The sequence below is a fragment of the Bradyrhizobium sp. USDA 4506 genome (genome assembly GCF_054058795.1).
The window spans coordinates 303733-327925 of the sequence record NZ_JBSSBM010000002.1 but is presented as its reverse complement, the minus strand read 5'-3'; the positions used below and the strand labels follow the sequence as shown (position 1 = coordinate 327925).

The following is a 24193-nucleotide window of genomic DNA, read 5'->3' as shown; positions in this document are numbered from 1 at the left end:
ACCTATCGATGGTGAGAATACAGGGATCTTATTGCCTCTTCCGCGCACGCAGGCCCAAAGCGAAACCCGTTACCTGCACCGCCACCAATGACATACAGACCGGCGACGTCTTGAGCTGGACGAGAGAATGGGACACCATCATCAGAATAGCAGTCGCAAAACACACGCGCTGACGCCACCGCGGGTATCTCCGGCGAAAACCATTTTGCCAGGATCGCGGTGGCGCGCGCGAGATCATCCGAATTGACATTCAGCCGGCTGGTGTCAGGCCTCACATTCCACTCTTGCGAGGTGAAACTGAACAACCAATATCCCTCCTCGATCATGGGAACGAGGAACGCGTAATCGTCGAACAAGCCGATCATTGGACAGTTCGCGGTGGGGCGCGCCGCCAAGTGAAGCGCGACGACCTTTTTAACTCGCAATCGCGGCTCCGCCGCGAGATGCGCGCGCAACGGTGACTCTGGCAGCCATGGACCGATTGCCAGAACGACCCGTCTTGCCGAGAGTTCGCCATCAACAGAGGTCTGAAGAAGTATATGGCTTGGTCCCTGCCGTATCCGTTCAATGGATGTACCCTCGCATATCGCAATCCCGACAGCCTTGAGCCTTTGGGCCAGATCCTGAACGATGGAATCGACTGGACAGTAAGACCCCCGATCCAGCGCCACGGCCATATCGGCGGGAATCGACAATTGCGGCAGCGAGGAAAGCCTCTCCGTGAGCGCGAAAGAAGCTGATGGGGTGGTTCCGACCACACAGCTCGTTCGCGAGAGTTCTTCTGGATTACGCGTCAACCAAAACACATCGCAGTTTCGACCTTTGGGCCATTGGCCATGGGGATAGATATCTCGCCAAATCTTCGAACCAGCGTTGACGAGGCTTCTTTCCTCTTCATTACGACCGATGTTGATCTGGATTCCGGGGGCAAACCCACTGGCACCCGCCCCAACGGTCTCCCGATCGAAAATGACGATTCGTTCACCGGGACTATTGTTCGCTGCAATGACGGCGGCACTCAGGCCCATGACGCCGGCGCCAATGACCGCTAGGTCATAAATGTTGTCGGTCATCGGTCTCGTCCCCAGGCGATAGACAAAGCGCTCAGAACTTCGCTGCCGCGATTTTCCAAATGATGGGTGCGATCTGGCTGCAGAAACACGAGATCGCCCGCCTTGATAGCCAACTCTCCATCGTCAGTTATCACCCGACCGTGGCCGCTCGTGATGCGCCATATTTCGCAGGACGGATGGGAATGAGGCGTCGACACTGCGAACGGATCCAGTCGGAATTCAATGAGTTCGACGGGACAAGCGGTCTCGGAATCAGCGTTTTGTTCGACCTGCTGCAAGACTACGCCAGGGCTATAGACCGTCATGTCGCCTAGGGCCATCAACTGTGCATTCTTCATGGTATACTCCGAATGACTATCGGGTGGCCGTGGCATGCGGCAGACTGGTTCGCCGATCAGCAGGATCCCTCGAAACCAACGCTATTCCACTTGATGACGCCTGTTGCAGGCCCGCAATCGTAGGCTAAGCGGCCGAGGATCGAATTGAGGATCAGCGAAGCGCGCCAAGGAACCAGGCTCAGATTTGTGTCAGCGATGCCATGTTGAAAGCGTGCGCCATTCTGGACGTACAAACGACACTTTGCGGGACCGTCAAAACGAGCCGAGAAGTCCTTGTCGACCACGATCTCTTGAGAGCCCTCCGGGGCATTCAAGACCGCGAGCCGGTCTGCGATCGGCGCCAGAAACGAAGGGATTTCGGTGCGGTAGCCTGTGGCCAAGACGGCAATGTCTGCGACATGTTGCGAACAAGTGCCTGTCTTCCGCTGACGCAGGTCCAAGCGAACGGGAGATACGCCGCGCAAGTCTTCAGCCGTGGTGTCCACGCGTATTTCTACGTGCGCCGGATAGGCCCGTCTATGAACCTCGCGATCGTACAACGCGTTGTAGATAGCGCGCAGCGTCGAGCCGTTGACGCCATCGCTGGCCAACGATTGTCGCTCAAGGATTTGCTTCCGGGCCGCTTCACTCTGGTCAAAGAACCAATAACCATGTTGCGGAAAGAACCATTCGTTGACGAAAGGACTGTCCTCAAGCGCGAATATGTTTGCGCGGCGCGTCACCCAGGTCAGGGCTCCCAACGGACCGCATGCACCGCTGAGAAGATGAAGAAATATTTCAGCCCCGCTTTGGCCGCCACCTACGATCACGACACGCTTGCCTGAAAGCTCGCGTCGCCGCACGAGAAGGGAGCTCCCGTGAAATACCTCGTTTGGCGGCGCATTCCTGCCCCACTCAGGGAGAGACGGTACCCTTCCCACGCCAAGCACAATCGTACCGGTTTGATGATTGCCGCAACTCGTTATGATACTAAAGGACTCGCCGCGCAGTTCTACCGCAGTCACGTGTTCGCCGAATTGAATGTTTGCCAGCTTCGCTGCTGCCCAGCGCAAATAGTCTTCAAATTCACTACGGCTAACAGACGCCAGTCCCCGCACGATAGCTTGATAAAGGCGCTTTTTATCATGCAAGTAGGCGAGGAAACTGTACGCGCTCGTCGGATCCGCCGGTGTAACCAAGTCCTTCATCGGGCTGGTTTGCATGACGGCACCTGCCAAAAGCAGGCCGGGATGCCACTTCACCTCTTCTGAGCTTTCGAGGATGCTCAACGAAATGTCCGGAATCGGAGCGGCGAGCGCTGCCAAACTCAGATTAGCCGGTCCTGCACCGATCGCGATTACGTTACAACCGTCGCTGTGCTTCAGCATCCCACGATCCCTTGGCAGTCAACGATCTCGGCTGGCCGAGAACACTTGAGTTGCAAGTAGAATTGCATTAGCGACGATAAGCACCATCATGCTTATCAGCAGATGATCGAAGCTTCCGGCCTTCACGATCTGCCCAGCGATGTATGGAAATCCAAATAGGCCTATGAAATAGGAGAGTGTGAAGACTTGAGAAGCAATGGCCAACGATGTCCCATCCATGCCTGCGATATCAACGACCATACTGTTTAATGTCGAATAGCTAAGACCATATCCCAGCGCGAACATCGTTGTTCCGATGATGTAGATTGCCGTACTACTTACGTTCATAAAAAGCATGGACAGCCCCGCGATAGTGCACACGATAAGAAACGCGGCCAGGCGTTCAAGCCGAAACTTTCCAATTATCGGCGCAACTGCAAATCGCAACAAGACGGCTGTCAGAGTGAAGACTATAAAGAACGTATCGGGAGATTGCGCTCGCGTGATCGCGTAAAGCGTTTGGAATGTGGAAAGACCTGCAAAAACGCAAGCCCCGACGCCGATCATGATGATCGGATAGCGCGTATTCGATTTAAAGGTTCCTAGCACGCCTTCGAGGGTGAGTCGTACGGTCGGCATTTCGATCTGTGGAGCTTGCGCTAGTGCTCGACCGGCGAACTCCAAAAGCATCGCACCAACGAGACACGCAGCCGCAAAAAGCGCGTAAACTGCAATGTAGGATCCAGCAATTTCCGCAATGGCGCGTGCTAGGGGGACAGTAAGCCCGATGCCCAGCATTTGAGATCCGGAAAGTAAGGTAAGATATTTGATACGGGCCTCAGCCCGCACGTGACACAAGACTTGAAGCGGCGCCAGGATGTAGAAGGCTGACCATCCAATGCCGAGAAAAAGCCCACCGATGTAAGGGAAGAGCGTCAAAGTCGATGCTGATGCGAAGCATGTCATCGCTATCGCCATCATCCCCGCGGCGAGAGTGATGGTTCGCATCACGCCCAGTAAATCCGCGATGCGACCAGCAACAAGCGAACACAGTATTGTCGTGATCGTACCGGTCGAGATAACGGCTCCGGCGGTCGTGGCGCTTTGTTGTATGGACTGCAGAGCGTCCACGAGAAAGAAGCTCGAGCCATAGGATGCGGCCAAGCTGACACTACCAAGCATGAAAGGGATGGAGACGTCTAACGGCACTGCACTGGGCAGCTTCTCGGCAGGAACGACGTTCGCGGCGGGTGTCATGCTGCAATCTTTCCCGGAAGGCATCGCTCAATGTCACCAACCGACAACCTGCGCCCATCGATCTTCGGTGCCGCTCCACTTCGTTGGGATGAAGGCGTCGAAGCGCGTGCGGCAACGGGATGCCCGCTGTGACCGAGCCAGTGCCATAGGGCTCCTGTTATCTTGGGCATCAGCGGCCAAGCCAATATGCTGAACCCCATAAGCCAAGTGTAAGCGGCCTGATGGTCCGGCGTGCCATCAAGATGATCAACCCACTCGATAAGCGGCCGCGACGCTTGCGATACCCGCAGATAGTCAAGCGAAAGCGCGGCGCACTGTTTTTCGTAGAGGTGATCCAACGTAACCATCATCGCACCATCCACCTGACATCCAGCGAGGGCCGATGTCGCGTTTATGGACTCCGTGCAGCGGTCGATGGCCGCAGACATTTTGTCGAGAATTGCGTTGTAACGATCGACCAATTGCTCTGACACCAAATCGGTTTCGGCTTCTTCCGGGCAGATTTCCGACAGGTACACTCTAAGGACGTCGACGGATATATTTGGAATTCGAGCGATTTCACCTGCCCAGATCACGTGACCGCGACTGGTAGAGAACTTCGAACCGTTCAGCCGAAGGAAGTGATTAAAGAATATTCGATCAAACGGGCGGAACGAGTTCTGGCCCAATGCGCATCCAGTAACTCCGACAAGCATCGGAATTGTGTTATCGAGACCAGTAGCGCCAATAAGGAACGCATCGGACTCGCGCGCAAACGGATTGGGCTTGCCGGTGCCCTCCGTGTCCTTATGCCCACAATAGAGAGAATGAGCGTAGAGCAACGAGGAGTAGCTAAATAATATCTGCTGGCTGTTGAAATGCCATGAGTTCCAAGCCAACCCGTGCAGTCCCGGTACGGTCAACCGCATTTGCTGTCCTTTGCGTGCGACGTACCGTTTCCCTATCTCGAGAAAGCTGAATTCGACGGCGATGTCGTCCCACGCCCGTAAAAGTCGGTCCTTTCCCGAAATTGAAAGGAAGGCGGAAATGTTTTCGGACCATTCGACAATCCGGCCGCGCCTGGATACCGTATTCAGCGCTTCCTCGGGCTCGAAATGATGTCCGCACTGTTCGCAGAAGAAGCTGCCCGCAGATGCCAGGCAAACCGGACAGGTTGCACCAAGCCAGCCTCCAATGCAGAAACGCTCTTCCCGTGGCGTGGCGGCAGAACCCGCGTCGTCCACTGGTAAGCGCGCTGCGGAGAAATGTAGCGAGCCCGCCGCAGATAAGGCGCCCATGAGCGCGTTACCGACATTCGAAAAGCGCTGCAGATTCCTGCCGTACGCCGGATCATCGAAATGATCGAAAACGATACCTAACGAGGCGAGATCCTCAACGATTCTGATGTGGAAGCCATGTGCCAGGTCGGACGGGTCAATGTTCTCAATAGCAGCTCGGACCAGGACGTGATTCTCGAAACCGTCGGTCGTCAGCCCAGAACGGACATGATGCCCTGCCCTCTTCAGGTGCTTCTGCACAACGTCCATTCTGAGATATGGCCCAGCGGCATGCCCCAAATGTGCTCTGCCATTGGCTGTCAAGTTGACAGGAGATATATACACATTAGCGGGATGCGTATTCGCTAAATTTATCCGTGAGATCGTTGGACTTCTTTTCATAGCTGCACAATGACTTCTATGGGGGCATATCTGGAAACATTCAATCAGGTGGCCAAGCATCGCACCCAGAAACACGAAGGCGTACGCGACTTACGGGTATGGATGCAGTCCGGCTGCGTATTTCGAACTGGGCTCCATACGCCAGACGTGCAACATTCTGTTTGAGATTTAGAGCAGACGACGCTGTTTCGCTGGATACTCGATGTATCGTTCTACCTCTGCTTGCTACATAGATAATCTCCCCGCCTCTCACGATGCCAACCTGCTGACGCCGCAACCGAAGCAAACGGCACGCCAACTGAAATCGCTGTTTATGTGCTTTGTCAGAGCCTGCGTGTCGTCACCTTTCCGACATTGGTCGCGAATCTCACAAGCGGCCCAGTAACAGCGGATGAGAGTGGTCCGTAGAGGGACGAAGTTTCCTTTTGCGCGACACCGTTAGCCTAACTGCCGCCAGCTGGCTGCAGTCGACTGGTGATGCCGACGACTTTGGGGCGTCGACCAGTCCGGCCATGGGTTGTTTCCGCAGACCCACGCGTCATGACGATGGCGATTTCTGGAACGCGATCCACGTCCTCGCCGTCCGTCCGAGCTAAGCCGCTGATAGTGGATCACCGATCCCATCGCTTGAGGAGTTCGGGGTCTTTCTTATGCATCCTGCGTCTCACTTGATCGGCGCGGCGAGCATCCCGCGCGGCATCTTCAGAACTTCGCCGGCATCCTGCAGGCCGATGCCCATAACGGGTTCAACGCTCTCTTCGATTTCGGACGCAAGGCGTTGCCAGCCACGCCCGCCTTCTGCTGGGCAAATGGCCGGAGGGCGTTCTTCGAACTGGCCGACATCGCCCCAGAACGCTCGCCGGCGAAGATCGGCGACGGCGACCTCGTCCGTTGCGCTGGAAGCGGTTCGTCGGATTGACCAATTGTTTGAGATCGAGCGCGATATCTATGGTAAACGTAGCTCTGTGGCCCTTTTGATTGGCGCTTGACGTCTATTTTGATCGCAGCTTGTGTCGGCGTGGCTTCCACTTTTCGGACAATGCGTTGACGGCGGCCTCTAGCGCCTTCCGATCGACGACGTTGGGATCGAACTGCGGGGGACCCCAGAGGCGCATATTCTCATGCTCTGGATGGGTAGGGTCGCCGATGGCATCGAGGTAGTCGGCATATCCGTGCGCACCTCCAACATCATCCGGAGGACAACGACCGGCGGCCTCGAGCAAGAATGGAAGACCATCCGTCGACGTGTTGTCGAACCATTTTTCGAGCTTGATCACATGGTCCCAGCTGTCGCCGAAGTCATAGAGATAATGGATCGTCTTGGCGCCGGTCTTGCGGACGATATCGCAGAGCCGCGCCTTGCGGGCATCGATGGGCTGGGGGCCAAAATCACCATCGGGATCAGGGATGCCCCAATGTCCTTCGCCAGCGAGGAACTCGAAGAGATGGCTATCCGTCCAGCCAAATGCCGCCTGAAGCGTCAGGTGCAGCCGATCAAGGCGCAGGGTGACGGGGACGACAAGGCGACGCATCACCTCTGGTTTCACGTCCTTGAGGGTCACCTTGATCCGGACCGCGGTCGTGTTCAGGCTCATGCTGCCAGCCTCGGATCGTGCGCGTGCATCGTGTAGGTCGACGACCAGGGAAGCAGTTCGTCCAGTCGCGCCGCAGGCCAGCCATTGACCAGCTTTGCGAGGACGTCGGAGAGCCAGTGCTCGGCGCTAACGCTATTGAGCTTACAGGTCTCGATTAACGAAGCTAGTACTGCCCAACTCTCGGCGCCCTCTTCGCAACTGGCAAAAAGGGAGTTCTTGGCATTGAGCTTGATCGGCCGCATCGCGCGCTCGACGGCATTGGTGTCCATCTCGATGCGCCCGTCATCAAGGTAGAGCGTCAAGCCGTTCCAATGACGCAGCGCATAGCCTTCGCGGTGTCGCTCGTCTGCGCAAGGTGATCAAGCTTTGCCTCAAACCACTGCTTCAAGACTGTAGCCAGAGGTCGGGCATGCGCTTGTCGGCCCGCGCGGCGCTCGGCATCAGATCGGCCGCGGAGGGCTTTCTCGACCGCGTAGAGCTGGGCGATGCGCTTGAGGGCATCGCTGGCAACCGGAGCCGGCGCCGGCGAGGCCTCGCGCTCGATCTTCACAAACTGGCGTCGTAGATGCGACCAGCAGAAGGCGAGCGTGCCGGACAGAGCGTCCGCACGCGTCGTTCTGGTCATGGTGTTGTAGGCCTTATAGCCGTCGCAATGGATGATGCCGCGATAGCCTTCGAGCAATCTCAAGCGATGAACGGCGCCGCGGCCCGGTGCATAAGCATAGACCACCCCAGGTGGGTCAGGTCCGGCCCAGGGCCGGTCATCGCGCGCCCAGAAGTAGCCGGTCTTGGTCCTGCCACGCCCCGGATCCAACACCGGCGCCGGGGTCTCATCGACACAAAGCTTCACGGAGGCGAGCAAAACCTCGCGCAGACGGTGCCATAAGGGCTTCAGCTCCTGGGCTATAGCGCGACAATCAGGATGAGAGCGCGAGTCTCACCCTGATCGCCGCCGCGCACTGGGCAGCATAGCCGACCCAGAAGGCGAGCGTGGAACGGTCGAGCGCTATTCGGTGCGTCGCCAGCATCTGCGCCTGGCGGTAAAGCGGCAAATGCCAATGATACTTGGCGTCGATCACACGCGCGACCAGTCGCTCGGTGGGCAATCCTCCCCTGATCAATCGCTCGGGAGCGGCGAGCTGGAGGACGACGCCGTGACAGGCGTGGCAGGACAGTTTGGGTCGGCGGGTGACGATGACGCGATACTGCGCGGGTACGACGTCCAGCCTCTGGCGCTCATCGTGACCGATCTCAAAAAGGACGCCTGCGCAGCACGGGCAGCAAGTTGCAGCGGGCATCAGGGTTTCGACGACGCATGGCAAATGCTCCGGCAACTGACCACGGTTGGCTCTGCGCTTAGCAGTTCTCTTCTTGCATGTTTTGGGACTGGCGCGATCTTTGACTGCTTCGAGAGCCGCGACGGCCGCGTCGATATCCTCCAGAAGAGGCTGGACCTGATCAACGTCAAGCTTTTCCGAGGATCGACCGATCCTGCGCATCTTTTGCAAGCTTGAGCAACCGCTCGAGCCTGGCACAGCGACCGAGCAGAGCCGCGGCAAAGACACGCAACTCGGCTGGATCGCTCGGCAGCCCATCAGGCAAATCACTCATTGGCCCGAGTCTGCCATGCTTCGCACTCCGATGCGAAACTTTATGTCCTTACGCAAGCGCTTTCGGCTGCGGGATTCGAGGCGCATGCATGCGTGTCCAATCCATGCCGGTCAGAAGCGCCGACAGCTCCGCGGCATTCATCCGCATCACGCCGTCAATAACGGGCGGCCACTTGAAGGCACGGCCCTCAAGCCGCTTCCAATACAGCACAAGGCCACTGCCATCCCACGCGACGATCTTCAGCCGATCGGCGCGCTTCGCACGGAACACTACCGCCACGCCCTTCATCGGATCGTAGCCCAGCGCCTTCGCCAAAGAGCGCCAGGCCATCCGCGCCCTTCCGAAAGTCTACAGGTCGGGTCGCGACGTAAATCATGAGGCCAGCGGGAACCGTCAGCATGAACGTGTCCCTAACGTGTCCGTCGGAGCGCCGTGAACACATCACTCAGCACGGCGAGACCAGGCGTCCCGCGCACCTCCACCCGTGCACCCAGGAACTCAACCGTAACAGTGGCTGCTTCCGGCGATCCGGAGGACTCCGCAGCCGCCGGTAGCGACGCTTCCGACACCAAAGGCACGAATGATACTGTGTCGGCCGAAGCCGGCAGCACCAATTGACCTAAACGCTCTTGGCGCCGCCAGTCATGCACCTACTGCGGCCGGCAGCCATGGCGGCATGCGATATCTGTTACAACCGCGCCTGGCTCGAGGCTTTCCGCGACAATCGTGCCTTCAAATCATCCGGCAAGTGCTTTCGACCAACGCCGGCATACACTTCGATACGCGGCGACAACGGTCGTCTTATGTCGTCCGAATGGTCGTCCATTGTGAGCACCCTTGCCGAAGATGGCTCTTCTAACGGTGCTCTCAGGACCGCGCACAAACAAGGGCCGCGGCGCTACGCTAACAATCTATGGGCTGAGCGCTGAGGAGCGGCTGCAGATCCGCCGAGAGAAAAGCGCGCCGCTGCTAACCGACCTTGAGGTGCTTGACTCCGGGCGGAAGCTGCCGGGCTCTCGCGTTCGTCCAACGTGATTAGGCCGATCAATTATCTGCTCAACCGAAAGGGAAAGCAGATACCGGCCGGATTTGGACTTATGTTCGCGACGATCGGCCATTCGGGGGAGCGAAATCCACCGGCGGCGCTGCTCTACGACAGCGAGGCGAGAGGGCGCCGCAACCAGGCGCGGGTCTGACAGGCTCTCCAAAACAATCCGCGCCTTCCTCAGACCGTCGCAAGCGTCCGTCCTCGGAGGCTTATTCCTCGCCGAGGCTTCGGCTACAGCGACGACAGCCGCGATCCGCCAGGGGCCGATGCTGCGCCCCCTCTGGCGGCGCGGACAGTCCATTGTGAGCTCTGAACTGTCGACATGGTTCGAACCGAATGGCCGCAAAACTCTAGCAAGCCCAGCTCCGCTGGTTCAACAATTGCCCAGAGTCTCTCACCCAGCCCGCCTAAGCCTAACGAAGCCTCCGTCCATTAACTCGGCATTGTAAGCCCGACCATTGAGCGCAAAGGTCGTTGGGTTGCTCGGGGTAGGCATGAAACCCGTTTCCCGCAACTTCTCGATCAGGGCTAGGGGCGCCCACTGCTCCGGAAGCGGGAAACCCCGGCGCCGGGTCTCCAAGATAGATGCTCCGAAGTCTGGCAGCCCTGCCGGCCCGGCTCCAACATTTTGGTCTTCCGGAGGGTTATGGATGAGACGTACTCCGTTAGACGGGTCCAACGCGGCCGTGTAGCGGTGCCCTTGGATCTCATAGGTCATGGTCGGCTGGTCGGCGTCAGGCAGGAGACCCAAGTGGCTCAGTCTCTCGACCATTCGGTCCGGGGCTGATTGGGAGCCGTGGGGAAACTTCTCGGGAACGGCGAATGAGACGTCATATGCCGTCTCCTCAGGCGCGGCGGACGACGATGGTCCGGGTTCATTGATGATCCGACTAAATAGATCGTGATCCTCGTGTGTCCAGGTGTACGCCCCTGGAGACCCCGGGGATCCGCCGCCGTCGATCGGGTTAAAATCCATGCAGCTCTCCTTCTATGTTGAGAACATATCTCTTGCCGTTCCGCGCGGTCCGTAATGCTACCAGTTCAGTCATAGGCGGCATCACTATCGAGAGACGTGGGTCTTATGCTAAGAGACCCAGCTTTCGAGAAGCTGACGAGAATCGGCAAGACAAGCGCACCTGCATGCCGCCATCGTGAGTCACGGGAAAGGTGATGTCGCGGATGCAGGCTCTGGTGGGGTCGTGCTGTTCAGGCAAGGTACGTCCGACGAAGACTCTGAGCAGCTTTGATTCAATTGCTTTTCATTCTGAGCCGATCAGGCGAGCTTGAAACAGATCGATTTTCCCCTCGATCGTGCATTCGCCGTCTGACGAGGTGGGGTGGGGATCTGACGTTCAGTCAGTCCGTTGGGACCGGGCTAATCAACTCGAGCCGTCGCTTCATACTTCGCGACACGGTTCTGGCGAATGGATTCTGCTGAATGTTTCGCGGCCAGCCCTTTCGGCCGCCTCTGCAGGTCGCGTGTCCTTGCTCCTGGCCGGATTTAGCCGTTTTGGGAAGCCTGTTGCCGGTCGACTGCGGAGCGCTAAACTGAGTGAAAGACGAAGCTCTGAAACGACTCAGGCCATCCTTTGTGTGACGATCGTTGATATATCGAGTCCATTCAGATTTCTGTAACGGTCAGCGAGGCCTTTGAACAACTCACTCATCTGATCTGGCCGAACAGTAAACCCGCCATAGTTGGGATCAAAGAGGGTGGTCATTCGGTTCGATGTCGACGTTGCGATTGTGTGCGCGCCATCTGTGGCGAAACGCAGGCCGAACAAATAGATCGATGGGTCGGCGATGACTTCGTTCACTATCTGGGCAACGCGCGAAGATGAGCCAAACCTATATCGCGTCTGCTCGTCTGATGGGTCCAAGCCTGCTTCGCGCAGCATTGCGCTTCTTGCCTGAAGATTGTGAGAACCTCCCCTATTATTTTGCAACCGAGTCTTGAGATCTTCATAGCGCTGCTGCCGCACTGCCGCTGAGGCGTGGTTTTCAGCGCCCGGGACCAGCGCGCTCTCATTCGGGATGAGGGGCTGCTTTGGAGGCTGAGGAGCCACTCCGCTGCCAGACCGACGCAGATCCCGTTGACATTGGCCCCAGGTAATTCAGCAGTCCTGTATTGGAACAGTGGACGGACCGGTCTCTCCGGAGAGGATGGATTTGGGCTGGAAGACAGAGAGGATGTGCTGGGGTCTGAGGAGACTGAACCATAAACGTTTGCGTCTGAGGTATGTGGTTTGCTGCAGCAGAGCCCCATTTGGTCGGACCACTCCCCGGATGGCGATCTCTGCCGTTGGGTGAGATCCGTAAGCGCTTGCGCAAAGCTCTCACTATCCATCGACGGATTCGGTTCGTCAGCCTGATCAGGGCGCGTGGATTGGCCAGCAATCCGATTATACATGATTGTTCGCCTGTCTTAGCGCACGTTTCCCCAAGGCGAGTACGGGCTTTTCATGCCCCGCGCGCGAACGATATTGCAGCAAGCTGACGACGAGCTGACGAGCAGAAAGAACCCGGAAACGCTATCGCACCGAGGGCTATTTGTGAGTCTAGCTTTGTTTGCTTAGCCGGCTCCGTTCGGCGATGGCCGAGGAGCTTGCGGCTCTGGTTGAAGTTGCCGCCTTCCAGGAGATGCTGCTCGCGCCCCACGTTCAGCGCGGCTTCCACGAGCACCGGTTCGGACGCCGCGAGAAACGATCCAATCCTATCGTTCTGTCCACGACGGACCCGGCCGCCGGTGCATATGGGACATCTCGTGCCGGCTGAGTGCACAGTCTCCTGCCCGACAGCAGAAACCCCGCACCTTGCAACTGGCAGAAAAGCCGGACATGTGCGCCGGTCGCACAGCCTTCCGGCGGCGCAGGACCGACGTTTCTGCCCGGGCCCAGCGCACCTCTTCCATGTAGAATTGTTGACCCAACGTCATGCTGTCGCGCTCATCCGTGCAAATAACATTGCCGCTTCGGATGGTCCTAGCCCAACGACGCCTACAAAGCTTGGCGGCGGCATTGGGATGTCCCGATGAGTAGGCTTCCACAGGTGCAGGCAATATCGGCTGTTATTCACATATTGCGAATGTGGCGGATGCAGTTGCATCACGCATTCCTCCTCGTCCCAGAACAGGTCTTTTACGAAGCACATCTCTTCCCAGTTTGGACAACGCCGCGGCGTCGAGACAGCGACATGCTCCCAGCTAGGACGGACTAATCCACTGATCTTGAGCTCACACCCGCAAGGCCCCTGCACAAGAAACAGGCCGCAAGGGCCTGATCCGGGTACACTGGCGAACTGGCCGTATTTTACCCGGCCAGTCTCAAGCCTTTCTATAATCTGCGCTCGCACGTCCCCTCCTTTGCCTCGCGGATCGCTTTGAAGTCGACATAGACGACGTTGTCTGGCAACTCATTAACCCGCGCCGCCTCGGCCCTCAACGCAGCGTTCCAAAACCGCTCTTCAGCGAACCATCTGCTGAGAAAGCCGCAGATGTCCATCATCACTTGCTCTCCTATTATTGGTTTTCGGCCGCTCACATCGTGTTTTGAGAACGGGACGAACGCCCTCACGGCTTCCGATTGCCTGAATGCGAGCCGTGCAAGACCTGCTCGATGCGAATCACCCAGTTCCACACTCATGGTGACCTGACGGGCAAGATCCGTGGACGACTCCGTCGCAAGGTCGAGCCTCGCACGGGCCCTCTTGCTCATCGATGCCGGCAGGCCTGACCTCACATCGCCGAACAGAAACGCCTTCAGGCAGATGAGCCCTTGAGCCTCAGCACCTCCAAACAAGTATTGATTGCCCTGCCCGTTGAGATCATCTGGCGATGTGCTTGAACATATGAAATGGGCCGATCATGTCCCATCAACGCATCGCCGATAGATCGATCGTCATCCCGGCCGCTCCATTTGATCGCATGTGGTACTTGCTTATGGATTCCATTGTGGCTCGCAAACCACGCGCGCCGCCGCCACTGTGATTCGAGGGCGACGGCGCCTCGGTCCGTGCTGCCATCTGGTACTCGATAGGTCGCAGCGCTCGCTTCTCGTGGTCTGAAACAGTGCCAATGCGTCATCTATGTGACCGTGGTCGCGCTGTACGAGCGCAAACCAGCTCGCATCAGAGCTGCAGACGGCTGGGCCGAACATGTCCTTGAGTGAGCTGCTAACAACCTAGCCCTCGTCCCGCGATCTCAGCGGCTCTTCGTAAGCTAGCGGTCAGGGAAGGAGACTAGCCTGATTCACTTCCTCAGACTCAACTGCGATCAACGCGGATCTTTCGGAGCGTCACCGCAATGCAGCACCTAACGTATTGTCGCCGCCGTATGGCGCTGGCGAAGCATTTGCCCTTTATCTGCAGGCGTTCGCCTTCAGACATCGGTGTCGCGAATTCGACTACGGGCAGCAAGTTCACGACACTGGACCCGACGGACACCATTTTTTCTTCTGTCAAAGCGGCACCTGCACTTCTCCGCTCGTGGCATGCTGATTGCTCGGTGAAGAAACACGAAGTCGACAGGACGCGCCATATCCGGGCATCAATTCAAAACGGGCCATTTGATTGGTCCAGAGCGGTGCAGTGCTAAACAGGTGCGCAAGTCTCAAGGTGTTCCGCCTGAGCGACAATGCGAACGAAATCACCTAGCTGGATACCTGCCGCGCAGCGAACAGAATTCTGATACCCGAGCCTTGAAAGAAGACCGCGAAACTCATGAGTGATCCGAAGCGTGCAAACACGAGCCTATTTCCGTGGGCCAGCGCGTCATGGGATGAATGATGCACTGGCGCACACCAAAGCACCCCATGATCAAACATTACGGCACTGACTGCGGACCTTGGCAGCCGCACAGGAAATGGAACCTGTGGCCACTGGTCGGGCTGCTCCTAAATGCACTGCTCTGGGCCGGTATGTGCTGGATTGTCACAGCCCTCCTATGAGGAATCGACTCGCCCCACTGGCAATGTCACGACAAATGGTTCGGTACAGCCTCTCGTAGGCCACAGCTTCCGATCCAACCGTGCGGAGGACGGAACATGCGCACCGCACACTAACGAAATAGAGACAAGAGGACGGCATTTCGTCTCTGCAAACTGATATGCCCGCAAGCATACCGGCTAACATTGGCTATTACCCGCGACCAGATGCGCAACAAAATCCGGAGACGTGCTTTGCGAGACACGCGCGAGAACGGCTAAAGGGATCGGTCGCCGGCCGCGCCAGTGTCGCGATCACATTGAGACAGGAGCGCGTTCGCATATCAGCATATTGCACGCGGCCACGCCGCCCCTCTCCCCCGAGATCCGACGCCCCGCCATACGGCTCGGCACGCCCCGCGTGCAGACCTGCCACTACTTGGCCGCGCCAAGACGCTGAGTGATATTTGCCCCGCCAATAAAATTGCGAGCCGATGTACCCGCGGGGCGTTCTGCCGAAACGGAGCGAACCGTTAGAACTCACAATCGGACAACGTATCGTCCTCGTTTCTGCGCGCCTGCCAGTCTTGAGCATGCCGAGCCAGCTTGTCGTATTCCATGGCAATCTTAAGAAGCCTATCTCTGGATTTGCCGTAAGCGAGCGCTTCCGCCTTCTTTCGCGTTGCTTCCGCACGGCCTCGCCAGTGATCGGTCTCGTAGAGTTTACTTTTCGGATTCATGGCAACGAGCATGCAATTTTCAGATCAACGAATTACGACAAGCCGCTAAGTACAATTACGTAACAGCAACGCTTATCTCGTTGATTCCGCTGCCGCGCGGCCATACACAGCCGGCGTACAGCAATCAATGTGTCCCCCTCCTTCCGAAGCGCCCTCGCGCAGGCATCCGTGTAAGACGGAATATGCACATTCCACACATCAGACGATCGGATCCGCGAAGGGACTTGAATCACACGCTGCGTCAGATTGTACGATCCTAGACAAGTGGGGAACACCTTCGACAATCTAGACGCTTCCTGACAGATAACGAGAACTGCGCACCCGGCCTTGCTTCCCGGTTGACACGTCAACTTGCGTTTGGCGCAGGGAACAACAACCGCTGCCCACCAGCTTGAAAGGATATATCATGACTCAAAACCAACGAATCCGTTTGGCTTCGCGCGCCAACGCCAGTCACAGCGCGATCGCGCTTGCGATCGCATTGACAGCAGTAATCCCCGAGCAGGTGAATGCGCGCGACCAAGCGCCGACCGCAGAGGAGAAAGAGGCTTGTATGGAGGACGTGTTCCGCCTTTGCAGCAGCCACATACCAGATCGTGTCGCCATCACGTCTTGTCTCAGATCCAAGCAAGCGAGTCTCAGCCAGCAGTGTCGCTACGTGATCTCCGCTCGAGATACTGGCAAGAAAAACGGCGACCCAAAGTGAAGGACCGCCGATCATGCCGGTGCCGATCAACTCACGCTCAGAACTGGACCCAGCCTGACCTTCCACCAGGACAACTGATCAAGCGCTGGCCATCGAGAGTGGCACCAATCGCGTCACAACTGACAGAGGCTCTGGCCACAGCTGGCTTGTCCGGATAGGCGAATGCACACACTACCCTTCGATACAGTTCTGATCGCCAATAGGGGCGAGATAGCTGCGCGAATCATCAGAACCTTGCGGAACCTTGGACTTCGTTCTGCAATTGCCTACCACGAGGTTGACGCCCTGACCCCCGCCGTCTCCATGGCCGACCTGGCGATTCCGATCAACGGCCGCACGCCGGTCGCGAGCTACCTGGACTTCGCACAGATCATCGCTGCCGCTCGCAAGGCGAGTGCCGGCGCGCTGCATCCGGGTTATGGATTGCTTTCCGAGAATGCGGAGTTCGCCAGGGCTGTGATCAAGGCCGGCATTACCTTCATCGGGCCTGCTCCGGAAGCCATCGAACTCATGGGGGACAAGATCCGGGCCCGCAATTTCGTTCAACGGAACGGCTTTCCAGTCGTTCCGTGCGCCATCGAAGAAGATGAACCGACGACGTTCGTTTCCAGAGCGCAAGCGGTTGGATTTCCTCTGCTCGTGAAGCCATCAGCGGGCGGTGGCGGCAAGGGCATGCGGATTGTTCGCGACCTCAGTGCATTGGAAGCAGCCATTGAGCAGGCGCGCAGTGAAGCGCGTCGCTACTTTGGAGATGGCCGACTTTATGTCGAACGATATCTCGAAATCCCACGGCACATCGAAGTGCAGGTGCTGGGTGACGCCTTCGGTAACCTGGTCCATCTCTTCGAGCGCGAGTGTTCGGTGCAGCGGCGCTTCCAGAAGATCATCGAGGAGACGCCCTCGCCCGCGCTATCGCCAGAATTGCGGAAGCGGATTTGCGAGGCCGCGGTTGGCATCGCCCGTGCAGCGCAATATCAGAATGTTGGAACGGTTGAGTTCATTCTCAGCGAAGGCGCGTTCTACTTTCTCGAAATGAATACTCGTCTTCAAGTCGAGCATCCAGTGACCGAGATGATCACCGGCGTCGATCTGATCGCCGAACAGGTTTATGCCGCAGCGGGCCGCGCACTTTCACTTTCGCAATCCGATATTGTTTCGAATGGGCACGCAATCGAGCTCAGGCTGTACGCAGAGGCTCCCGAACGCGGATACGTCCCAACCACTGGCAAAGTACTTCTTCTCGAATTTCCGGATGGCGTAAGGATCGACAGCGGTATTATGCAAGGTCAGCACATCACGCCGGCATTCGATCCGATGCTCGCGAAGATCATCGTGCATGCGCCGAGCCGCATAGAAGCTGCTCTGAAAGCTCATCGCGCCGTCCGAGAGCTTGTTCTACTTGGGTGCGAGACCAACGCTAGCTTGCTCGCCCGAATCCTGGCGGACGAGACATTTCTCGGCGGTCAATTCCATACTGGATACCTTGAAGAAAATCCGCATCTCGCAGCGGACATTTTTGCCACCGGATTGTGTGCGTTCCTGGCATCCGCCGCTCTCCTGACGAGACCGGTGCGTGCTTCCGCTGACGCCGTGCCCGAGCTTCACGCAGCACTCGGCAGCTGGAGGAATTGACGTGTATCACTCATTCGAGCTCGACCGCGTAGACCATAGGCTATGGCTTTCAACCGGCCAGCAGGGCTACCGGCTCCATTTGCGAGACCAAGTGATTGCTCCGGTCGCCTTCACTCATCACAGTGAGAGTAGCGGCATCCTGACCATTGCGGGTGAGAGTGAACCGGTCAGATTCGCCATCGAGGGCGACCTGATTCACCTACATATACGCGGCAGAACCCGCGTTTTGCGCTACAACGACCCGTTGCGAACGCTCGCTCCCGCGAATGACGAAGTACGTCCTCTAACCGCCCGGGCGCCGATGCCTGGCGTCGTTGTTGCGATCACCGTTTCGCCTGGTCAATCAGTCTCGGCGGGAATGGCGCTGATGATGATTGAGAGCATGAAGCTGGAGACGATCATACGCTCACCACGGGACGGCATCGTCGACCGGATTCACGTCGAGCAAGGCGAGAGCTTCGAGCATGATGCTGTGCTGGTCACGCTCTCCAAGGAAGGGCGCTGAAATGCAGCGGATCGATTCGGTAGCGGACGTGAACTCGCAAGCGTTTCGCCGCAATGATCTCCACAACAGGCAATTAGCGGCCGAATTGAAGGAACGGCAACGCGCTGCCCGCTTCGACCGGCCCGAACGGGACTTCGAGCGACTGCGTCGACAAAACAAACTGTTTGTTCGCGAGCGACTCGCGGCCTTGCTCGATCCGGAAACTCCGTTCCTGGAGCTTTCCACGCTGGCCGCAAACAAGGCATATGATGGCGAGGTGCCCAGCGCCGCGCAGGTTGTCGGCATCGGCATTGTGGCGGGTCGGGAGGTGATCGTTCATGCCGACGATGCCAGCGTGAAAAGCGGTGCATGGTATCCGCTCTCGGTCAAGAAGATTGTGCGGGCTTTAGACATCGCCATCGAAAACCGTCTACCGGTGGTTCATCTGTGCGACTGCGCCGGCGGATTCCTGCCTTTGCAGGCAGAATTCTTTGCGGATCGCTACCATGCCGGTCGAATACTCCGGAATCAATCCATTCTCTCGAAAATGGGAGTGCCGCAGGTCGCCATTGTCATGGGGCACTGCACTGCGGCAGGGGCCTACGTCCCCGCGCTTAGTGAATACAACATTATGGTCGAAGGTACGGGAGCGATTTTTCTCGGCGGCCCCCCGGTCGTAAAGGCTGCCACCGGGGAACAAGTGTCCGCCGAAGACCTTGGCGGCGCCCTCATGCATACCAACGTGTCGGGTACCAGTGATTACGTCGCAAGCTCCGAGATGCATGCAATTGCGATTGCACGCGACATCGTCGCTCGCCTCCACCAACCGGCGAAGACCTGTATCGATCGAGAGGCTCCTGAGCCGCCCGCTTACAGTGCTTCCGAGCTTTACGGTATCATTCCAACGGACACGCGAGCGCAGTTCGACATGCGGGAAATCATCGCCCGTTTGGTCGATGGGAGCCGCTTCCATGAGTACCAGCCCCGCTATGGGACATCACTCGTGTGTGGCTTTGCGCGGCTTCATGGATATCAAGTCGGGATCCTTGCCAATAATGGCGTGCTGTTCGGCGATAGTTCGCTGAAGGGCGCTCATTTCATCCAATTATGCGACAAGAATCGGACGCCCCTGCTCTTCCTGCAGAACGTCACGGGCTTCATGGTTGGCCGCGAGTATGAGCGACGTGGGATCACCAAGGACGGCGCTAAGCTGATCATGGCTGTTTCCGGAGCGTCCGTGCCGAAGTTTACGATTGTTTGTAATAGTTCGCACGGCGCGGGAACTTACGCTATGTCGGGACGTGCGTTTGATCCTCGATTTGTGTTCAGCTGGCCTAATTCCCAGATATCTGCGATGGGTGCCGAGCAAGCCGCGGGCGTGCTCACCCACGTCAAGGCGCGACAGCTGGCTCGCGCGGGCGGCCGCCTCTCCGAACAACAACTGGCAGCCATTCGAGAGCCAATTCTTGAAGAATATCACGAGCGATCGAGCGCCTATTATGCGACCTCCGAACTCTGGGACGACGGCATCCTTGATCCTGCCGACACCAGAACCGCTCTCGCGATTGCATTGAGCGCTTCGCTCAATACGCCGATCGACGCGCCGCAGTACGGGGTATTCCGGCTGTAAAGCAGGACCGAACACGAGTTGCGGATTGAGACAAGCCACCTTCGGCAATCTGGCGGTGCCGAGATCGACGTGTGCTCCATCGGTATCTCAAATTGGAGCGCCGTTTTTCCTTCATTGGCTTGAACTAGCGCGGCTTCCAGCGGATCCACAAAGCTTTCAAGCACTCTATGAAGGCAGGAGAGCGTACCGTTCGTTACGTGCCGTGCATCTTCATCTGCAATGCGCGTTACTCTCTAGTGTCCTGAATCAAAAGTTCGGCGGACTCCAAATCGACTCGATGATAGCGGACTCTCCTGATTTGGGGAGGATTGGCGATGGGTCGGCGCTTTGCTCCGCTGGAGCTTGATGAGGTGGAACGTGCTGAGTTGACATCGTTGGCGTCGCGTCGAAGCACTGCTCAGGCGTTGGCGCTGCGGGCTCGGATCGTCCTGGCCTGTGCTGAGGGCGAGCAGAGCAAGGTCGTGGCGGCCCGTTTGGCTGTCGATCCCGACACGGTCGGCAAATGGCGGCGGCGGTTCTCCGAGCATCGGCTTGAAGGTCTTTGGGACGAGCCGCGATCGGGGACGCCACGCACGATTGAGGATGCCCGGATCGAGGCGGTGATCGTTCGCACCCTTGAGACCCAGCCTCCCGGGGCCACCCACTGGAGTTCGCGCAGCATGGCGCGGGCCAGCGGGCTGTCAGTCTCAACAGTACAGCGTATATGGCGCGCTTTCGGCTTGCAGCCGCATCGGTTGGAGACCTTCAAGCTCTCAACCGACCCCGACTTCGTCGCCAAGGTTCGCGACATCGTCGGCCTTTACGTAGCTCCGCCCGAGCGCGCCATCGTACTGTGTGTCGATGAGAAGTCGCAAATCCAGGCGCTGGATCGCAGCCAGCCCATGCTGCCCATGCGACCTGGCCAGCCGGCGCGCCGTAGTCACGACTACAAACGCCATGGCGTCACCTCGCTGTTTGCCGCCCTCGACGTCGCAACCGGCCGGGTCATTGGCAAATGCTATGGACGCCATCGTGCCAAAGAGTTCCGCAAGTTTCTCGATGAGATCGAAGCTGCGGTTCCAGACGATCTGGACGTCCACCTCGTCATGGACAATTACGCAACCCACAAGACGCCGTTGATCCGCAACTGGCTGGCAAAGAGGCCGCGCTGGCACGTCCACCTGACGCCAACCAGTTCATCCTGGCTCAATCAGGTCGAACGCTTCTTTGCACTCATCACCGAGCGTAAGATTAGGCGCGGCATCTATCGCAGTGTGGCGGCGCTACGGGCCGAGATTGCCTCCTTCATCGACCATCACAACGCTGACCCAATGCCGTTCCGATGGACCAAATCAGCTGACGACATTCTCGGCTCAATCGAACGCTTCTGCGCTTACAATCTGCCCGCCAAGGCATAAAATGCCATGAACTTTTGGTTCAGGACACTAGTAGCCAAGAGGTTTGGCTTCGATCGACCCGAAGCAGATAATAGAAGCCCGCTTCAACGCTCCGTGAAGCAGCGCCCCAGGCCAAAAGGCTTGGAAGAATGCCGTGCACCGGGTCGAAACACCGCGATCAAGAGGCAGCCGCGGCAAGCGCCGGCGTGATACAATTATGTTGGCGCTGGCGTCCATGCGCCAGCACTGCTGTTATCAGTCCGGACCGCACCATGAAATGGAGAGCTTGACCCTCACGTAGCGTCAGGTTGTAGCCTCACTTCGGGCCCCGCGCTCAACCAACTGATACGCAAGGGTCAATGAAGTATCAGCCGCCCGGGGACAGGGCAGCCGGCTGTTTCGATGCACCAATGCCATGTCTCTTCAACGAAAAGCCCCCGTTGAATGGACAAGCCTAAGCTTTGGACAGGGAACGTGTAAAGTTCAATGGAAGCGCTCAAATCGATCATTGGCAAAGTTGCCAACGGCGCCACTCTGACGCGTGAGGAAACCGCGTTAGCCTTCGACAGCGTGATGTCGGGTCACGCGACCCCCTCGCAGATCGGCGGCTTGTTGATGGGAATGCGGGTCCGCGGCGAAACGGTCGAAGAAGTCACGGGTGCAGCCTCCGCGATTCGGAATAGAATGCCGCGGGTCGAGGCGGCATGCGATCCCATCGATATCGCTGGCATGAGCGACGGTCCTTTGTGTTCGGTCAACGTGTCGACGTGCGCCTCCTTTATCGTCGCCGGGACCGGCGTTCCTGTTGCCAAGCATGCCAACCGCGCTGCGTCCTCAGGTTCGGGCGCCGCAGACGTGTTGGCGCGCCTCGGCGTGAAGATCGATCTTGAGCCTGAGGCAGTTGCGCGTTGCGTGCACCAAGCCGGCATCGGCTTCATGTTTGCGGCGGTCCATTATCCGGCGATGCAGCGCGTTGGCCAGATTCGGACCGCACTTGGGACCCGCACAATTTTCAACCTAATCGGACCACTGGCCAATCCGGCCAGGGTCAAGCGACAGATCGTCGGGGTATCCTCTCGCGAATGGGTCCAGCCTCTGGCGTACGTGTTGAAGAACCTTGGTGCGGAATCGGTATGGGTGGTTCATGGCTCGGACGGGCTCGACGAACTAACCCTTACCGGCCAGACCTTTGTTGCAGCGCTTGAGGCGGGTACAGTCCGTACGTTCGAGGTGACGCCGGAAGAAGCCGGGCTCCCCCGCTGCCGCAAGGATGAGCTGGAAGGCGGCGATGCCGACGCCGCCGCGCTGCAAAGCATGCTCGATGGTGCACCAAGTCGATTTCGCGACGCCGCGCTTTTGAATGCGGCGGCGGCTTTGATTGTAGCCGGCCGAGCTTCGACGCTACAGGAAGGCGTTGCACTTGGCAAAGATTCGCTTGATCGTGGCGCCGCGGCCGCTCGACTGAAGCGCCTGATCAAGGTTTCTAATGCGTGACAGCCGAGTTGGTCGATATTCCAACGTTCTGACAAGCGCGAAGGGAGTGCAGCCAGGAATGTGCGCTGCTTCTGCGAGCTTTCGAAGACGGTGTGCGCCAGTCCGCGCCCTGATTAAACAATTAGCCTTAAGCACGTCGCGCGAGAACCACCCCTCTTCATCGGCAAGAGCCCGTTGCGGCACACCGTCGAAGTCGGGATCCGCGACGGAGTGGGCGCGCTGCGCTCCAAAGGAGATAAGCGGGAATGTCCTCACAGGATATGGAAACACTCGGATCTATTGCCACGATAGAACACATCATTCGAAAGTTTCGGGAATTGATCGACACGGACGGCTCGATCCCGCCGGAGCTGCGAGGTGCGCTGCACGCGACGCTCGATGAGCATCTTCTCGATGCGAAAAAGCGTGTTCTTTTGAGAGTACATTAACGTGCCGATGCTGCTAAATGCGGAGAACATCCGGCCGACTACTCATGGATTCCTCGCCGCGATCGACGTCCGAGAACAATTGCGAGCCGCCGCCATGCCCATCAATAGGGCGCTCGCAAGCAGGAAATCTCCTCCCGCTGAGCTACCCTGCGAAATGGAGCAGCCATTTGATTACAGCGCGCCCAATAGCAAATGCAAATGGATCAACCTCATCTGCTCGTAACAGAAGCACCAGAATTGGAGTACAACTCCAGAGGCAGGTCATGAGCCACCAGTCCGCTCCTGGGATTCGGGATATTCCATCAGTCCAAGCGACAGAGTTCCGTCAGGCAATGCGAAATCTGGCAGGTGGTGTCGCCATCGTGGCGACAGGAACGGCCGCCGAACGACGGGGGCTGACGGTTAGTTCTGTGACCTCCATTTGCATGGAGCCGCCGTGTCTGCTCGTTGGCATAAATGCCGGCTCCGAGACGCACGACGGGATACTCGCCAGTCGCAGCTTTGGCGTCAGTCTTCTCAGCACTGACCAGGAGGACCTTGCGCTACGTTTTGGCGGTCAGGGAGGAGCGAAAGGTATTCACCGCTTTGATACCGCGCCCTGGAAACAGGGCGCTCTCGATGTACCGCTATTGCGGAACGCATTTTGTGCGCTCGAATGCGTCTTGTACGACCACAAGGTAATTGGGACACATAGCATCTTTATCGGCCGAGTTATCGCGACCCATGTAGGTCACGGCAATCCATTGATCAATTTCAGGGGCGCGCTTCGAACCTTGTTGCTTGATTGAGTGCGACTTCCCAGCCCTGTTCGGGTAAGCGCGGCACTCACGCGAGCCTGCGAGAGTTGAGGGAGAGATG

Annotated in this window: 18 protein-coding genes and 4 pseudogenes; 9 read left to right on the top strand and 13 right to left on the bottom strand. The window is 58.0% G+C overall.

Annotation, left to right across the window (positions count from 1 at the left end; all coding sequences use genetic code 11):
- Window positions 1-2 precede the first annotated feature (2 nt).
- The 5 genes from ACVIHF_RS03970 to ACVIHF_RS03950 are packed head-to-tail and all read right to left on the bottom strand — an operon-like array spanning window position 3 to window position 5672.
- Window positions 3-1073, bottom strand: coding sequence for an NAD(P)/FAD-dependent oxidoreductase (locus ACVIHF_RS03970; RefSeq protein WP_456791707.1), 1071 nt, complete (start codon window positions 1071-1073; stop codon window positions 3-5).
- On the bottom strand, window positions 1070-1411 hold the full coding sequence (locus tag ACVIHF_RS03965; RefSeq protein WP_310885105.1) for a cupin domain-containing protein: 342 nt from the start codon (window positions 1409-1411) through the stop codon (window positions 1070-1072). The genes ACVIHF_RS03970 and ACVIHF_RS03965 overlap by 4 nt, the downstream gene beginning before the upstream one ends.
- Window positions 1412-1467: 56 nt before the next feature.
- Window positions 1468-2778, bottom strand: coding sequence for a lysine N(6)-hydroxylase/L-ornithine N(5)-oxygenase family protein (locus ACVIHF_RS03960; RefSeq protein WP_310885106.1), 1311 nt, complete (start codon window positions 2776-2778; stop codon window positions 1468-1470).
- An 18-nt stretch (window positions 2779-2796) separates the two neighbouring features.
- On the bottom strand, window positions 2797-4014 hold the full coding sequence (locus ACVIHF_RS03955) for an MFS transporter (protein WP_456791706.1): 1218 nt from the start codon (window positions 4012-4014) through the stop codon (window positions 2797-2799).
- Window positions 4011-5672, bottom strand: a complete 1662-nt coding sequence (locus tag ACVIHF_RS03950) for a class I tRNA ligase family protein (protein ID WP_456791705.1) — start codon at window positions 5670-5672, stop codon at window positions 4011-4013. The genes ACVIHF_RS03955 and ACVIHF_RS03950 overlap by 4 nt, the downstream gene beginning before the upstream one ends.
- Before the next feature lie 664 nt (window positions 5673-6336).
- On the opposite strand from ACVIHF_RS03950, the pseudogene ACVIHF_RS03945 reads away from it, so the two are divergent.
- A pseudogene (locus ACVIHF_RS03945) lies at window positions 6337-6625 on the top strand (IS66 family transposase); the annotation flags it as partial.
- A gap of 39 nt (window positions 6626-6664) precedes the next feature.
- Here the strand turns inward: ACVIHF_RS03945 and ACVIHF_RS03940 are convergent.
- The 8 genes and pseudogenes from ACVIHF_RS03940 to ACVIHF_RS03905 all read right to left on the bottom strand — a co-directional run bounded on the left by ACVIHF_RS03940 (window position 6665) and on the right by ACVIHF_RS03905 (window position 15597).
- The gene (locus ACVIHF_RS03940; RefSeq protein WP_456791704.1) at window positions 6665-7267 is read right to left on the bottom strand and encodes a plasmid pRiA4b ORF-3 family protein; all 603 of its coding nucleotides are present in this window, start codon (window positions 7265-7267) and stop codon (window positions 6665-6667) included.
- Window positions 7264-8878, bottom strand: a pseudogene (tnpC, locus tag ACVIHF_RS03935) (IS66 family transposase). The gene ACVIHF_RS03940 and the pseudogene tnpC overlap by 4 nt, the downstream one beginning before the upstream one ends.
- A 48-nt stretch (window positions 8879-8926) precedes the next feature.
- Window positions 8927-9278, bottom strand: a pseudogene (tnpB, locus tag ACVIHF_RS03930) (IS66 family insertion sequence element accessory protein TnpB).
- Window positions 9279-11503: 2225 nt separating this feature from the next.
- The gene (locus ACVIHF_RS03925; protein ID WP_456791703.1) at window positions 11504-11908 is read right to left on the bottom strand and encodes a YopT-type cysteine protease domain-containing protein; all 405 of its coding nucleotides are present in this window, start codon (window positions 11906-11908) and stop codon (window positions 11504-11506) included.
- 95 nt (window positions 11909-12003) lie between these two features.
- A pseudogene (locus tag ACVIHF_RS03920) lies at window positions 12004-12192 on the bottom strand (YopT-type cysteine protease domain-containing protein); the annotation flags it as partial.
- 665 nt (window positions 12193-12857) lie between these two features.
- Complete coding sequence (locus ACVIHF_RS03915) at window positions 12858-13181, bottom strand: DUF7694 domain-containing protein (protein WP_456794067.1); 324 nt, start codon at window positions 13179-13181, stop codon at window positions 12858-12860.
- A gap of 77 nt (window positions 13182-13258) precedes the next feature.
- The gene (locus ACVIHF_RS03910; protein ID WP_456791702.1) at window positions 13259-13723 is read right to left on the bottom strand and encodes a hypothetical protein; all 465 of its coding nucleotides are present in this window, start codon (window positions 13721-13723) and stop codon (window positions 13259-13261) included.
- 1655 nt (window positions 13724-15378) lie between these two features.
- Window positions 15379-15597, bottom strand: a complete 219-nt coding sequence (locus ACVIHF_RS03905; RefSeq protein ID WP_050384080.1) for a hypothetical protein — start codon at window positions 15595-15597, stop codon at window positions 15379-15381.
- A 394-nt stretch (window positions 15598-15991) separates the two neighbouring features.
- Here ACVIHF_RS03905 and ACVIHF_RS03900 point away from each other — a divergent pair, with 394 nt between their 5' ends.
- From ACVIHF_RS03900 to ACVIHF_RS03865, 8 genes are all read left to right on the top strand, one after another.
- Complete coding sequence (locus ACVIHF_RS03900; RefSeq protein WP_310885111.1) at window positions 15992-16291, top strand: hypothetical protein; 300 nt, start codon at window positions 15992-15994, stop codon at window positions 16289-16291.
- A 162-nt stretch (window positions 16292-16453) separates the two neighbouring features.
- The gene (locus tag ACVIHF_RS03895) at window positions 16454-17923 is read left to right on the top strand and encodes an acetyl-CoA carboxylase biotin carboxylase subunit (protein WP_456791701.1); all 1470 of its coding nucleotides are present in this window, start codon (window positions 16454-16456) and stop codon (window positions 17921-17923) included.
- 1 nt (window position 17924) lies between these two features.
- Window positions 17925-18428 carry an acetyl-CoA carboxylase biotin carboxyl carrier protein subunit gene (locus tag ACVIHF_RS03890; RefSeq protein WP_456791700.1) on the top strand — a complete coding sequence of 168 codons (504 nt, stop codon included), beginning with the start codon at window positions 17925-17927 and terminating at the stop codon, window positions 18426-18428.
- A 1-nt stretch (window position 18429) separates the two neighbouring features.
- Window positions 18430-20037 (top strand): acyl-CoA carboxylase subunit beta, encoded by a 1608-nt coding sequence (locus tag ACVIHF_RS03885; RefSeq protein WP_456791699.1) that lies wholly within the window; start codon window positions 18430-18432, stop codon window positions 20035-20037.
- A gap of 314 nt (window positions 20038-20351) precedes the next feature.
- Window positions 20352-21434 (top strand): IS630 family transposase, encoded by a 1083-nt coding sequence (locus tag ACVIHF_RS03880; protein ID WP_253604297.1) that lies wholly within the window; start codon window positions 20352-20354, stop codon window positions 21432-21434.
- 465 nt (window positions 21435-21899) lie between these two features.
- Complete coding sequence (trpD, locus tag ACVIHF_RS03875) at window positions 21900-22907, top strand: anthranilate phosphoribosyltransferase (RefSeq protein ID WP_456791698.1); 1008 nt, start codon at window positions 21900-21902, stop codon at window positions 22905-22907.
- A 245-nt stretch (window positions 22908-23152) separates the two neighbouring features.
- On the top strand, window positions 23153-23335 hold the full coding sequence (locus tag ACVIHF_RS03870; protein ID WP_080667282.1) for a hypothetical protein: 183 nt from the start codon (window positions 23153-23155) through the stop codon (window positions 23333-23335).
- A 263-nt stretch (window positions 23336-23598) separates the two neighbouring features.
- Window positions 23599-24123: a flavin reductase family protein gene (locus ACVIHF_RS03865; RefSeq protein ID WP_456791697.1), complete on the top strand. Its 525-nt coding sequence runs from the start codon at window positions 23599-23601 to the stop codon at window positions 24121-24123.
- Window positions 24124-24193: the final 70 nt, after the last annotated feature.

What these genes read in the sequence shown, in the direction of transcription:
- ACVIHF_RS03970 (WP_456791707.1), bottom strand. Translation starts at nt 1,073, where the DNA reads ATGACCGACAACATTTATGACCTAGCGGTCATTGGCGCCGGCGTCATG.
- ACVIHF_RS03965 (WP_310885105.1), bottom strand. Translation starts at nt 1,411, where the DNA reads ATGAAGAATGCACAGTTGATGGCCCTAGGCGACATGACGGTCTATAGC.
- ACVIHF_RS03960 (WP_310885106.1), bottom strand. Translation starts at nt 2,778, where the DNA reads ATGCTGAAGCACAGCGACGGTTGTAACGTAATCGCGATCGGTGCAGGA.
- ACVIHF_RS03955 (WP_456791706.1), bottom strand. Translation starts at nt 4,014, where the DNA reads ATGACACCCGCCGCGAACGTCGTTCCTGCCGAGAAGCTGCCCAGTGCA.
- ACVIHF_RS03950 (WP_456791705.1), bottom strand. Translation starts at nt 5,672, where the DNA reads ATGAAAAGAAGTCCAACGATCTCACGGATAAATTTAGCGAATACGCAT.
- ACVIHF_RS03940 (WP_456791704.1), bottom strand. Translation starts at nt 7,267, where the DNA reads ATGAGCCTGAACACGACCGCGGTCCGGATCAAGGTGACCCTCAAGGAC.
- ACVIHF_RS03905 (WP_050384080.1), bottom strand. Translation starts at nt 15,597, where the DNA reads ATGCTCGTTGCCATGAATCCGAAAAGTAAACTCTACGAGACCGATCAC.
- ACVIHF_RS03900 (WP_310885111.1), top strand. Translation starts at nt 15,992, where the DNA reads ATGACTCAAAACCAACGAATCCGTTTGGCTTCGCGCGCCAACGCCAGT.
- ACVIHF_RS03895 (WP_456791701.1), top strand. Translation starts at nt 16,454, where the DNA reads ATGCACACACTACCCTTCGATACAGTTCTGATCGCCAATAGGGGCGAG.
- ACVIHF_RS03885 (WP_456791699.1), top strand. Translation starts at nt 18,430, where the DNA reads ATGCAGCGGATCGATTCGGTAGCGGACGTGAACTCGCAAGCGTTTCGC.
- ACVIHF_RS03880 (WP_253604297.1), top strand. Translation starts at nt 20,352, where the DNA reads ATGGGTCGGCGCTTTGCTCCGCTGGAGCTTGATGAGGTGGAACGTGCT.
- trpD (WP_456791698.1), top strand. Translation starts at nt 21,900, where the DNA reads ATGGAAGCGCTCAAATCGATCATTGGCAAAGTTGCCAACGGCGCCACT.
- ACVIHF_RS03870 (WP_080667282.1), top strand. Translation starts at nt 23,153, where the DNA reads ATGTCCTCACAGGATATGGAAACACTCGGATCTATTGCCACGATAGAA.
- ACVIHF_RS03865 (WP_456791697.1), top strand. Translation starts at nt 23,599, where the DNA reads ATGAGCCACCAGTCCGCTCCTGGGATTCGGGATATTCCATCAGTCCAA.